11 protein-coding genes are annotated in these 11931 nt (G+C 62.2%); 6 read left to right on the top strand and 5 right to left on the bottom strand.

Annotation, left to right across the window (positions count from 1 at the left end; genetic code table 11):
• Position 1: 1 nt before the first annotated feature.
• From BSG08_RS15280 to BSG08_RS15265, 4 genes are all read right to left on the bottom strand, one after another.
• Positions 2-1072, bottom strand: a complete 1071-nt coding sequence (locus BSG08_RS15280) for an ABC transporter permease (protein WP_093038730.1) — start codon at positions 1070-1072, stop codon at positions 2-4.
• Between the two features lie 28 nt (positions 1073-1100).
• On the bottom strand, positions 1101-2465 hold the full coding sequence (locus BSG08_RS15275; RefSeq protein ID WP_093038728.1) for a CmpA/NrtA family ABC transporter substrate-binding protein: 1365 nt from the start codon (positions 2463-2465) through the stop codon (positions 1101-1103).
• 262 nt (positions 2466-2727) lie between these two features.
• Positions 2728-3891, bottom strand: coding sequence for a CmpA/NrtA family ABC transporter substrate-binding protein (locus tag BSG08_RS15270; RefSeq protein WP_093038704.1), 1164 nt, complete (start codon positions 3889-3891; stop codon positions 2728-2730).
• Complete coding sequence (locus BSG08_RS15265; RefSeq protein WP_425439299.1) at positions 3888-4463, bottom strand: ANTAR domain-containing response regulator; 576 nt, start codon at positions 4461-4463, stop codon at positions 3888-3890. The genes BSG08_RS15270 and BSG08_RS15265 overlap by 4 nt, the downstream gene beginning before the upstream one ends.
• Before the next feature lie 488 nt (positions 4464-4951).
• Between BSG08_RS15265 and BSG08_RS15260 the strand changes: the two genes are divergently transcribed.
• The 6 genes from BSG08_RS15260 to BSG08_RS15235 all read left to right on the top strand — a co-directional run bounded on the left by BSG08_RS15260 (position 4952) and on the right by BSG08_RS15235 (position 10429).
• Positions 4952-5815, top strand: a complete 864-nt coding sequence (locus BSG08_RS15260; protein WP_175544803.1) for a DUF2189 domain-containing protein — start codon at positions 4952-4954, stop codon at positions 5813-5815.
• Positions 5816-6003: 188 nt separating this feature from the next.
• The gene (locus BSG08_RS15255) at positions 6004-6828 is read left to right on the top strand and encodes a cytochrome c oxidase subunit II (RefSeq protein ID WP_093038703.1); all 825 of its coding nucleotides are present in this window, start codon (positions 6004-6006) and stop codon (positions 6826-6828) included.
• A gap of 68 nt (positions 6829-6896) precedes the next feature.
• Complete coding sequence (locus BSG08_RS15250; protein WP_093038702.1) at positions 6897-8663, top strand: cbb3-type cytochrome c oxidase subunit I; 1767 nt, start codon at positions 6897-6899, stop codon at positions 8661-8663.
• Complete coding sequence (locus tag BSG08_RS15245) at positions 8636-9352, top strand: cytochrome c oxidase subunit 3 (protein ID WP_217649906.1); 717 nt, start codon at positions 8636-8638, stop codon at positions 9350-9352. Before BSG08_RS15250 ends, BSG08_RS15245 begins: the two co-directional genes overlap by 28 nt.
• A gap of 9 nt (positions 9353-9361) precedes the next feature.
• On the top strand, positions 9362-10069 hold the full coding sequence (locus tag BSG08_RS15240) for a heme-copper oxidase subunit III family protein (protein ID WP_093038701.1): 708 nt from the start codon (positions 9362-9364) through the stop codon (positions 10067-10069).
• Positions 10070-10078: 9 nt separating this feature from the next.
• Complete coding sequence (locus tag BSG08_RS15235; protein WP_093038700.1) at positions 10079-10429, top strand: cytochrome C oxidase subunit IV family protein; 351 nt, start codon at positions 10079-10081, stop codon at positions 10427-10429.
• Positions 10430-10704: 275 nt separating this feature from the next.
• Here BSG08_RS15235 and BSG08_RS15230 read toward each other — a convergent pair whose 3' ends face one another.
• Positions 10705-11616, bottom strand: coding sequence for a heme o synthase (locus BSG08_RS15230; protein ID WP_093038698.1), 912 nt, complete (start codon positions 11614-11616; stop codon positions 10705-10707).
• Positions 11617-11931: the final 315 nt, after the last annotated feature.

Genomic DNA, 11931 nt, shown 5'->3' with positions numbered 1-11931 from the left:
ATCACCGGTTGTTCGAGAAGGTGAAGAGCGATTGCAGCGCATACATGAGCCGATCCAGCAGGAAGCCGATGATCCCGATGGTCAAAACCGCAACCATGATCCTGGCGAGGCTCGTGGAAGACCCGTTCTGAAACTCGTCCCAGACGAATTTGCCAAGACCGGGATTCTGCGCCAGCATTTCGGCCGCGATCAGCACCATCCAGCCCACGCCCAGCGACAGGCGCAGGCCGGTAAAGATCAGCGGCAGCGCCGAGGGCAGCACCAGCCGTGTGATCTTGGTCCAGGTGTTCAGCTTCAGTACCCGGCTGACCGAAATCAGGTCGCGGTCAATGCTGGCAACGCCAAGGGCGGTGTTGATCAGCGTCGGCCAGAGAGAGCAGAGCGTCACCGTGATGGCCGATGTCAGGAAAGAGCGCGAGAACATCCCGTCCTGGGTGACATAGACGGCTGACACTACCATCGTGACGATGGGCAGCCATGCCAGTGGGCTGACCGGCTTGAAAATCTGGATCAGCGGGTTCAGGGCGGCATTCGCCGTGGGCGACAGCCCCGCCATAATGCCCAGCGGCACGGCCACGGCGGTGGCGATCAGAAAGCCGAGGAACACGGTCTGCACGGAGGTCCATATCTGCGCGTAATAGGTCGGCGAGCCGGTATAGGGGCGTTCACGCACCCGGTCGGCCTGTCCCGCAGCGATCAGATCGGCGTTGCGGGCGGCTTGCCGATCCAGAAACTCCGCTTTGCGGGCCTGCTCGGCGATATGTTCGCCATGCAGCACGGCGGCCTGTTCCCAGACCTGCGCCGGGCCGGGAATTGCCCCGAGCGAGGTTTCCACCCGTGGCGCCAGATTGCCCCAGAGCAGCAGGAACCCGATGACGGCCAGCACGGGTACGCCCAGAAGCTGCCAGATCTGTCTTGCCTGCGCTCCGGGGTTCTCGCCTGCCATGGCTCTCAGCAAGGGCGTGACAAAGGACAGGCCCAGCACCTTGAACCAGCCATCCAGCCTGTTGATGCGGGTGAACAGCCGGGCGCGGCGTTCGGATTGCATTCGGGTCGGGTCGATTGCGGTCATGTCATTCATTCCTTGTCACGGCGGGGGGTTAGCCCTGCACCTCGGTGCCCACGACACGCTGATCGCCCTTCAGGCCAATCGGCAGGGTGTCGATATAGGCGTTGGGTCTGCGGGCATCGAACGGAACACCGTCTATGGCGTGATCCACCACGTCGCGGTAGCCATCGCTGTCAAAGGGAAAGGCATCGACCGGGGCCAGCCCGTCCTTGACCAGCGATTGAGCGGCCTCGAGGAACAGGTCCGACAGAAAGACGCTCTGCGCGACATCTGCATACCAGTCATCGGTCTGCGCTTCGGTGATCTGCCCCCAGCGGCGCATCTGGGTCAGATACCAGACCGCATCCGATATGTAGGGATAGTTCGCATTATACCGGAAGAAGACGTTGAAATCCGGCACCGGGCGCACATCGCCCTTTTCATACTCGAACGTGCCGGTCATGGAGTTGCGCAGCACATCAACGTCCGCCCCCACATAGGCCGGGCGGCTGATGATCCGGACGGCCTCTTCACGGTTGGCGTTGTCGTTCTCGTCCAGCCACATGGCGGCGCGGATGAGTGCCCGGGTCAGGGCCTGGACCGTGTTGGGGTTCTCTGCAACGAAATCTGCGCGCAGGCCCAGCACCTTTTCGGCCCGCATCGGGAACACATCAAGGTCTGTCGCCACTGGCACGCCGATGCCCATCGCCACTGCCTGCTGGTTCCACGGCTCGCCCACGGTGTAGCCGGAGATCGTGCCGGCCTCCAGCGTGGCAGGCATCTGCGGGGGCGGCGTTACCGACAAGAGCACCTCGGCGCCGATCTGGCCGGTGATGTTTTCTGCGGAATAGTAACCGGGATGAATGCCGCCCGCCGCCAGCCAGTAACGCAGTTCGAAATTGTGGGTCGAGACAGGAAAGACCATGCCCATGTTGAACGCACGACCCTGATCCGCGAAAGCCTCCAGCGCCGGGCGGAGGGCTCTGGCGGAAATGGGGTGGATCGGTTTGCCGTCGGCATCTGACGGGATGGCGGGGCGCATCAGATCCCAGACCTCGTTTGAAACGGTCGTGGCGTTGCCGTTCAGATCCATAACGAAGGGTGTGACGATATGTGCCTCGGTGCCAAAGCCGATGGTGGCGGCAAGCGCCTGCCCCGAAAGCATATGGGCGCCGTGCAGGTTGCCGTCGATCACCCCGTCCAGCAGAACTTTCCAGTTGGCTTGCGCTTCGAGGGTGACGAACAGGCCTTCATCCTCGAAATATCCGCGCTCATAAGCCACGGCAAGCGGGGCCATGTCGGTCAACTTGATGAAACCCAGCGTCAGTTCTTCAATTTCCGGGAAAGTGTCGGCGCGCAGGGCTGTCGTGGCAAGTGTCGCGATGAGGGTGGTGGAAGCGAGCAGCTTATGGATCATGATTATATCCTCTGGCTGTGGACCGGGTAGTGCGGTCCGGAAAATGAAAAAGCCGCCGACCACAGCGCGCGGGATTGGCGCATCATGGTCAGGCGGCTGTGCCCGGAAGGGTTCGGCGTTGAACCCCGATATCGACAGAAACGACCACATGGCCGGTTCGCTTGGTCCAAGGCTGTCGTGCGGCGTGCGGTCTCACAAGCGTTTCGGGCGGGTAAGCCAGTCTTTTTGCAGTTGCAGCATCCGGATGCTGCTTTTTTCAGCGCTACGGTCCGTCCGGGTCGAAAATCTGACCATCAAAAAAAGCATCCGGGGACAGAATCACCGTGCCGCGCTCAGAAGCAACGGCGGTTGGATGATGCAGGCTGCCTTCCAGCTTTTCCGAGGCCCCGGGCAGGTCGGCCCCGGCGCTGCGCAGATGGGCGCGGTAAAGATCGGTCCGGCAGACGGTCTTGGCCGAGGCGATGCTTGCGGCAATGTCGAGGCCGTGGCGCTGTGCCAGTCGCGCGCCAAACCATGCCGCCTGCGACCGCCATGGAAAGCTGGCCGCGCCATCGAAGAAACGGATCATGTCAGGCACCTTGCGCAGTTCGCCACGCGGGGAGACGACCATCTCGCCGCGCATGGCGCGATCCAGCAATTCGGCAGTGGCATTTGTATACTCGGGCCGGGCAAGGATCTCTGATGCAGTGATCCGGTTCGCGGGCGCGCTCAGCCACCGGGCCGCTCGCCAGACCGCCCGCATCAGGCGACCGATCAGATCCGGGTTCCCGACGGTCCAGTCATGGCGCGCGGCCAATACCTTTTCCGGGGCCACTGCCCAGATTGCCCTGCCGGGCAGAAGCAGCGATCCTGCGCCTTGTTCAACCGCGACCGAACCCCAGGGTTCGCCCACGCAAAAGGCATCCACCTCGCCTGCGGCCAGTGCATCGGCCATACGCGGAGGCGGGATGGTGCAAGGCTCATACTCGACCGCCGAATCGCGCAGCCAGTAGCTGACAAGCTCGACATGGGTCGAAAAGGGAAACGGCACACCGATGCGAAGCGGGCGCGGAGCGACCTGCGCCAGATGCCGCGCGGTCTGAGCCGCGTCTTCAAAGTTGAAGTCATGCCCCGACTCGCGCAAGCGATCAGCCAGTGCCGAGGATACCCCCACAACATCGCCATTGACTGACAAGACCTGCAGAATATCCAGCCGCGCCACTGCCCCGCCCAGGCCAAGCGCCATCGCAACCGGCACAGGGGCCAGCATTTGCGCCGCCTCGACCTGCCCCCAGAGCAGCATGTCGCGCAGGCTGGACCACGACGGTGCGCGCTGCAGGTCCAGCGTCAGCCCCTCATCGGCGGCAAAGCCCATCTCATGCGCAATGGCCAGGGGCGCCATGTCCAGCAACGGCACGAAACCCACACGCAGGGTCGTCATGTTCATGACAAGAGCCCCGCTGCCGTGACCAGGGCGCTGGCAACTTCCGCCACTTTGCGGCCCTGATCCATCGCGGTTTTGCGCAGAAGGGCATAGGCGTCCTCTTCGCTGATTCCCCGTGCTTTCATCAGAATGCCTTTTGCGCGGTCGATCAGCTTGCGCTCTTCCAGTGCGCGTCGCGTGGTTTCCAATTCGGTGCGCATGCGCCGAAACATCTGAAACCGGGCAATCGCCGCATCCATCACGGTGGCCACGCGGTCGGGTTGCAAGCCGTCCACGACATAGGCGGATACGCCCGCCTCGATGGCCTGTTGAGTCAGGTCGCGGTCGGTGCGATCCACGAAGAACGCGACCGGGCGGTCCAGCGGACCAGAGGCAAGCGCCATCTCCTCGAGTGTGTCGCGCGAGGGGTTGGCCATGTCGATCAGCACGATATCCGGCGCAATGCCGCGCACGCGCCGCGCCAGCCCCGCCGCCTCACCAATCACTGTCACCTGATGACCAAGGGGGTGCAGGCTGTCGATGACCAGCTTTGCACGGGTCTCATCCTGCTCGACAATGACAATGTGCAGTTTCATGGATATCCACGGCCTCGGCTGGGTGGATGGATAGGTGAGGCTTGCGGAGATACGAAGTAGGTAACTGAGCGGGCCTCTTCGTTTGCCGGGGATAAGAGCAAATTTTGAGCACCTGGCTCCCGTGCCTGCGATAATTTGGGCGCCGCAGCGACCGTATGCGCATGCCGGAACCCGCGACAGGCAACTTTCGCAGGACGTGCCCGGCGCCGCGCGGCAATTCCGGGCTGGCGGACGCATTGCGATTGCCAGGATCGGCAACGGGCCGATCACAATCAGGAGGATATCGGGTATCGCGACGGGCCGGTCCTGCCGACAGACTGGCGGTGTCGGCGACCTGGTGATGACGGATATGTATGGGTCCTGAGGGCCTTACAGTATTTTTTGGTGTGCGGATGGACTGTCGCGTGATAGACTTGCACCATCCGGCGTGCGACCGGCGTGCGGTTCGGTCGACCGGCATCTACCTTCTTGCGTGGAGGTTTTTGGCAATGACGAAGCCGATCAAGACAATCGGAAATCCCGCATCCTGGCTGTTGCGTGCCTTTGGCGATGCTTCACATTACGCAATGGATGCGGCTCATGAAATCGGAGGTGATGCGCTTGCGCATCCCACGGTCAGGCAGATCGGCATCGAGGATATCAGGATCGCGCTCCGGAAGGGTACGCAGGATTTTGCGGCGCTTCGCACGGATGTGCTGTTCATCGTCATCCTCTACCCGATCATCGGGCTATGCCTTGCGGCATTCGCCTTTCAGCGCGATCTGCTGCCTCTTCTGTTTCCCCTGATGTCGGGTTTCGCCCTGCTCGGACCAATCGCGGCGGTCGGTCTCTACGAGATGAGCCGTCGCCTCGAGAAAGGCGAACCCGCAGGCATTCGCGCGGCGTTCGAGGTGATCGGGTCGCCGGCCATCGCGGCGGTCCTGACGATCGGTCTTGGGCTGGTGATGACGTTCATCGTCTGGCTGCTGACGGCCTATACGATCTTCATGCTGACACTGGGGCCTGAAACGCCTGCATCGCTGGCATCGTTCCTGCGGGATATCTTTACCACGGGTGCCGGCTGGACGATGCTGATCATCGGCTGCGCGGTGGGGTTCGTGTTTGCCGCCGCCACCCTTGCGATGACGGTTGTTTCGATACCGCTGCTGCTGCATCGGCATGTCGGCGTGCGGGTGGCGATTGCGACCTCGCTGGAACTGACGAGAAAGAACCCGGTGACGGTGGCCGCGTGGGGATTTGTCGTCGCCGCGTTCCTGATCGTCGGGACGATCCCGCTTTTTCTCGGATTGGTGTTCGCGTTTCCGATCCTCGGGCATGCCACATGGCACTTGTACAGGAGGGCGGTTGACTGACGGGCCGAACGCTCAGGCCTTGTTTTCAAGGGCCAGGGGGTTCCGAACTGTGTTCTGGAATAGGCCGGTTTCCTGTGTCTTGCCGTCCTGAGATACCAAGAAATCCCGATCCGTGATATGATCGGGGCCAGTTACAGCGGCAGAAAGCCTGCCAGATTGTTCGCGATAGAGTAAGGAAAGGCGAATTCATGGTCGTCGTGGTTGCTCTGGTTGTCGTCGTAGTCGGGTCCGTCGTGTTCCATATGGTCAGCCCCTGGTGGTGGACGCCGATTGCGTCCAACTGGGCCTATATCGACACGACGCTGGTCATCACCTTCTGGATCACGGGCGTTGTGTTTGCCGCAGTGGTTCTGTTCATGGCCTATTGCGTGTGGAAGTTCCGTCATCAACCCGGACGTGTCGCGACATTCGACCCCGAGAACCGGCGGCTGGAGATCTGGCTGACCGCAGTCACAGCCCTGGGCGTGGCCGCGATGCTGGCCCCCGGACTGGTGGTCTGGAAACAGTTTGTCACCGTCCCCGACGAGGCCACCGATGTCGAGGTGTTCGCCCAGCAATGGTCATGGGGGTTTCGTCTGCCGGGTGAGGATGGCCGGCTGGGGACATCGGACGCACGGCTCGTCAGTGCCGATAATCCGCTCGGCATCAATCCCCATGACCGCTTTGGGCAGGATGACGTGATCGTTGCATCCGGTGATCTGCACCTGCCGGTCGGCAAGCCGGTCAAGATGGTCCTGCGGTCCATCGACGTGCTGCACAATTTTTACGTGCCGGAGTTTCGCGCCAAGATGGACATGGTGCCGGGCATGGTGACCTATTTCTGGTTCACGCCGACGCGGACGGGTGAATTCGAGATACTATGCGCCGAATTGTGCGGCGTGGGGCACGGTTACATGCGCGGCTATGTCCTGATCGACGAGGAAACCGATTATCAGGCCTGGCTGCAGGAGCAGTCGACCTTTGCCGAGCAATATGCGGGACGCGGTGTGAGGGCCGCCAGCGTTTCACCATGAGACCGAGGTGCTCTCAAACCTGCGCCGCCGCACAGATACGCCGACCGTTTCACCCGGAAGGAGGATAGATGGCTAACATCACGCATCGTCCCGATGAACATATCCCGCCGGCAGAAGTGCCGGACGTGCATCCGCCGCACCCGCACACCTGGATAGGCAGGTGGGTCTTTTCGCAGGATGCCAAGTATATCGCGATCCAGTATTCCGGCACCGCCATTGCGATCGGGCTGGTTGCCCTGGTGCTGTCATGGCTGATGCGGTTGCAACTCGGTTTTCCCGAGGTGTTCTCGTTCTCATCCGAGGCTTACTATCAGTTCATCACGATGCACGGCATGATCATGGTGATCTACCTGCTGACCGCGATCTTCCTCGGCGGGTTCGGCAACTACCTGATCCCGCTGATGGTCGGCGCCCGTGACATGGTGTTTCCCTTCGTGAACATGCTCAGTTTCTGGGTTTACCTGCTGGCCGTTCTGGTGCTGGTCGCCAGCTTTTTCGTGCCCGGCGGCCCAACCGGCGCGGGCTGGACGCTCTATCCGCCGCAGGCGATCCTGAGCGGCACGCCCGGCGGGCAGGATGCGGGCATCATCCTGATGCTGCTCTCGCTGATCCTATTCATCATCGGCTTTACGATGGGTGGTCTGAACTATGTCGTGACGGTGCTGCAGGCCCGCACCCGTGGCATGACCCTGATGCGCATGCCCTTGACGGTCTGGGGTATCTTCACGGCGACGGTCATGGCGCTGCTGGCCTTTCCGGCGCTGTTCGTTGCCTGCGTGATGATGCTGTTCGACCGCCTGCTCGGCACCAGTTTCTTCATGCCGACGCTGGTGGAGATGGGCGAGCAGCTGTCCTATGGCGGCGGCAGCCCGATCGTGTTCCAGCACCTGTTCTGGTTCTTTGGCCACCCGGAGGTCTATATCGTGGCGCTGCCCGCCTTTGGCATCGTGTCGGACCTGATCAGCGTGCATGCCCGCAAGAATGTATTTGGATACCGCATGATGGTCTGGGCCATTGTCATCATCGGTGCGCTGTCGTTCATCGTCTGGGCGCATCACATGTATGTCTCCGGCATGCATCCCTATTTCGGCTTTTTCTTCGCCACGACGACGCTGATCATCGCGGTGCCGACGGCGATCAAGGTCTACAACTGGCTGCTGACCCTGTGGCGCGGCGACATCCACCTCACGCTGCCGATGCTGTTCGCGCTTGGCTTTGTCGTGACCTTCGTGAACGGCGGGCTGACCGGGCTGTTTCTTGGAAACGTGGTGGTCGATGTTCCGCTGTCCGACACGATGTTCGTTGTGGCGCATTTCCATATGGTGATGGGGGTCGCGCCGCTGATGGTGATATTCGGGGCGATCTACCACTGGTACCCGCTGATCACGGGGCGGATGCTGAACGAAGCGATGGGACAGATCCATTTCTGGGTGACCTTCGTCGGAACCTATGCGATCTTCTTTCCGATGCATTACGTCGGTCTTGTCGGGGTGCCGCGCCGCTATCCCGAGATTGGCGACCCGGCCTTCATGACGTTTGCAGTGGATGGCCTGAACGCCTTTATCAGCATCGCGGCCTTCATCGTCGGTGCCGCGCAGGTCCTGTTCCTGTTCAATATCGCCTGGAGCGCGCGACATGGCCGGGATGCCGGACGCAACCCGTGGCGCGCGGCATCGCTGGAATGGCAGACCCCGCAGGTGCCACCGCGCCACGGCAACTGGGGCGATGACCTGCCGGTGGTCTATCGCTGGGCCTATGACTACAGCGTGCCGGACGCGCCCGAGGATTTCATTGCACAGGACGATCCATGGACACCGCAAAAGGTGCCGGCATGACGGTCATACTGGTCTTCATCCTGTCGATCATCGCGCTGTCGTTCTGGTGGCTGTTGCGTCAGGGCGTGATGTCAAAACCCTGGCTGGAGACCGGGGCAATCGCAGACGTGGCGCCCAAGGCTCCCTTTCCCGTCGAACGTGTCGGGCTTGGCATCTTTCTTGTTGTCGTCGGCTCGCTGTTCGCGCTTTTTGGCAGCGCCTTTGTCATGCGGATGGATCTTGAGACATGGTCATCGCTGACTCTGCCGGGGGCCGTCTGGCTGAATACATCGCTGCTTTTGCTGGCCAGCGTCTTTTTCCATCTGGGCAAACGGTCCGCCCTTCGGGGGGACTTGTCGGGCGCCAGGCGCGACATGACGGGGGCCGGGCTGGCCACGCTTGGCTTTCTGATCGGTCAGTTGCTGGTCTGGCGCATGTTGCAGACCGGGGGCGACGGTCTCACATCCGGCCCCGCGGCAAGTTTTTTCTACCTGCTGAGCGGGTTGCACGGGTTGCACATCCTGGGCGGCATCGTGGCCCTGGGCGCCGTGCTGGCCCAGAACGGCATCGACCCCCGCCGGATCAGGCTGAGAGTGGGCCTTTGCGCCGCATACTGGGATTTCCTGCTGATCGTCTGGCTGGGGCTGCTGATCCTGTTCATGGGCTGGGCCAACCGGCTGATCGACATCTGTCGCACCATTCTGACATGAGGGACCGTCATGGCTGAACACACCCTGCACGCAGACCGCGCCCAAGGCCTCGACGGCTTTGTGAAGGACTGGAGCTCCGACCAGCGCGCCTTCAAGCGCGTTTCGTGGGGCAAGGCGATGATGTGGATTTTCCTGCTGAGCGACACCTTCGTGTTCAGCATCTTCCTGCTGGGATACATGTCGGCCCGGATGTCGACGCAATCCGAATGGCCGAATGCAAGCGAGGTGTTCGCCCTGCATGTCGGCGGCGTGGAACTGCCGCTGCTGCTGATCGCGATCATGACATTCGTTCTGATTTCCTCAAGCGGCACGATGGCGATGGCTGTCCGCTGCGGCTATGCCCGCGCGCGCAAGGCGACGGCGGGGCTGATGTATCTGACCGCGTTCCTTGGTGCGACCTTTGTCGGCATGCAGGCCTTTGAGTGGACCAAGCTGATCCAGGAAGGGGTGCGGCCCTGGGAAAATCCCTTTGGCGCGGAACAGTTCGGCGCCAGCTTCTTCATGATCACCGGGTTCCACGGCACCCATGTCTCGTTCGGCGTGCTTTTCCTGATCATCATCGCGACAAAGATCTGGCGCGGCAGCTTTGACCGGCCGGGCCGCACATGGCTGAAATCGGGGGCGGGCGATTACGAGGCGGTCGAGATCATGGGGCTTTACTGGCACTTCGTCGACCTCGTATGGGTCTTCATCTTCGCGTTTTTCTATCTCTGGTGAGGGGCAGTCATGACAGACACGATGACGGGTAAACCGGCCACCGCCCACATTGAGGGGCAACAACATCCGCTCAAGCTGTATTTCCTCGTGTGGGGGCTGCTTTTCGTGCTGAGCGCGTTTTCCTACATGGTCGACTACGCCGAGTTGCAGGGGATGCTGCGCTGGTCGCTGATCCTGATCTTCATGTTGATGAAGGCTGGCCTGATCGTCGCCGTCTTCATGCACATGGCGTGGGAGCGTCTGGCGCTGATCTACGCCATCCTGCTGCCACCGGCTGCGGTACTGGCCTTTCTGGCGATCATGACGGTAGAGTCGGATTACACCTTTGCGACCCGCGCGGTGGTCTTTTCGGGGCCCTGAGGCGGCCCTGCCAGCCAGGGGATCCGGCCCCCGCGCGGGGCGTGTCAGGTCCGGTCCGCGCGACAGTCGCGCGCATCTGCGGCGGGAACCGGCACATCGGGAATTCCCCGCTCGCGCCAGACCGCAGCATCCCGAACCGTGGAGCGTCCGGCGCCTCTCAGACTCGCGGCCTCCGGCCACCTACCCCCATGACATGTCATACAAGACATGTCTTGCGTGACAGGTCATAACCGACCCCGTCCTGCCGGCTTCGGGCTGACCGGACCGAACCCGCCTCACACGCCCGCGTCGAGCAGCAGCGCCGAGAAGATGGCGTAAAGATAGACGATCGAAAAGGCGAACAACCCCCGCGCAGGCCCGCGCGAGACGTCGATCGGCGTCCTCATCAGCCGCCAGCCCCGGCGCAGCAGTTCGGCGCCCAGCGCCATCGCCAGGCCGCCATAGACCACCCCGGCCATGCCCGCGAACCATGGCACGGCGGCAAACGGGGCGAGCACGACGATATATGCCAGAATCTGCCTTTTGGTCGCGGTCTCACCTGCGACGACGGGCAGCATCGGTATCCGGGCGGCGCTGTAATCGGCCGACTTGAGCAAGGCGAGCGCCCAGAAATGCGGCGGCGTCCAGAGAAAGACGATCCCGAACAGCACCAGCGCCTGCCAGTCCGGCGAACCTGTCGCCGCCGTCCAGCCGATCACCGGCGGCAATGCACCGGCCGCGCCCCCGATCACGATGTTCTGCGGCGTTACGTATTTCAACCACATCGTGTAAAGGACGCTGTAAAAGGCAATCGTCCCGGCCAGCAGCCCCGCCGCAAGCGGGTTCGCCGCAAGCGCAAGCGCGATCACACCCACGACGGCCAGCACAAGGCCGAAGACCAGCGCCTCGACAGACGAAACCTCCCCCGCCGGCAAGGGCCGGTTCGCCGTGCGTGCCATCCTTGCGTCGATCGGGGCGTCATACCACATGTTCAACGCCCCCGCGCCTCCCGCGCCTGCCGCGATCGCCGCGATCGAAATGACGGTTTTCCCCCAGGACATCTCTCCCGGCGCGACAACCATGCCGACGAACGCCGTAAAGATCGCAAGCGACATGACCCGTGGCTTTGTCAGGGCGATGAAATGTGCCACCCGGCTTGACCGGAACACCAGCGCGGTACGCGCGACCAGGCCGTTTGCAATAGGCATACCGTGGCTCCTTCCTGGGTTGGCTCACCTTAGCGCAATTTCAGACAAAGTTGACAGATTTTTTCAGCTCGAAATTGCGATAAATCAATAACCTGCGGCGTTTCACCCGAGCCGGTCCAAAGCCGGAGCGCCGGAGCGCATCTGCATCTGGACAGTAACTTTCCTGCGTCGGCTATGCCGCCGCGCGGATCGGGGGATCTGTCGCCACAAGCGATGGATGAGAGCCGTTTGCGTCTGCTTCAGCCAACTCGGAACCATCGCGCATGCAACCACACGGAGCCCGGAGCGGGTCACGGTGAACCCGGATCGACGCAA

Origin of the sequence: Roseovarius azorensis (assembly GCF_900109455.1) — a bacterium.
Lineage (GTDB): Bacteria > Pseudomonadota > Alphaproteobacteria > Rhodobacterales > Rhodobacteraceae > Roseovarius > Roseovarius azorensis.
The sequence above is the reverse complement of the archived record's forward strand: the minus strand, read 5'-3'. Positions and strand labels throughout refer to the sequence as shown.

What these genes read in the sequence shown, in the direction of transcription:
- BSG08_RS15280 (WP_093038730.1), bottom strand. Translation starts at nt 1,072, where the DNA reads ATGACCGCAATCGACCCGACCCGAATGCAATCCGAACGCCGCGCCCGG.
- BSG08_RS15275 (WP_093038728.1), bottom strand. Translation starts at nt 2,465, where the DNA reads ATGATCCATAAGCTGCTCGCTTCCACCACCCTCATCGCGACACTTGCC.
- BSG08_RS15270 (WP_093038704.1), bottom strand. Translation starts at nt 3,891, where the DNA reads ATGAACATGACGACCCTGCGTGTGGGTTTCGTGCCGTTGCTGGACATG.
- BSG08_RS15265 (WP_425439299.1), bottom strand. Translation starts at nt 4,463, where the DNA reads ATGAAACTGCACATTGTCATTGTCGAGCAGGATGAGACCCGTGCAAAG.
- BSG08_RS15260 (WP_175544803.1), top strand. Translation starts at nt 4,952, where the DNA reads ATGACGAAGCCGATCAAGACAATCGGAAATCCCGCATCCTGGCTGTTG.
- BSG08_RS15255 (WP_093038703.1), top strand. Translation starts at nt 6,004, where the DNA reads ATGGTCGTCGTGGTTGCTCTGGTTGTCGTCGTAGTCGGGTCCGTCGTG.
- BSG08_RS15250 (WP_093038702.1), top strand. Translation starts at nt 6,897, where the DNA reads ATGGCTAACATCACGCATCGTCCCGATGAACATATCCCGCCGGCAGAA.
- BSG08_RS15245 (WP_217649906.1), top strand. Translation starts at nt 8,636, where the DNA reads ATGGACACCGCAAAAGGTGCCGGCATGACGGTCATACTGGTCTTCATC.
- BSG08_RS15240 (WP_093038701.1), top strand. Translation starts at nt 9,362, where the DNA reads ATGGCTGAACACACCCTGCACGCAGACCGCGCCCAAGGCCTCGACGGC.
- BSG08_RS15235 (WP_093038700.1), top strand. Translation starts at nt 10,079, where the DNA reads ATGACAGACACGATGACGGGTAAACCGGCCACCGCCCACATTGAGGGG.
- BSG08_RS15230 (WP_093038698.1), bottom strand. Translation starts at nt 11,616, where the DNA reads ATGCCTATTGCAAACGGCCTGGTCGCGCGTACCGCGCTGGTGTTCCGG.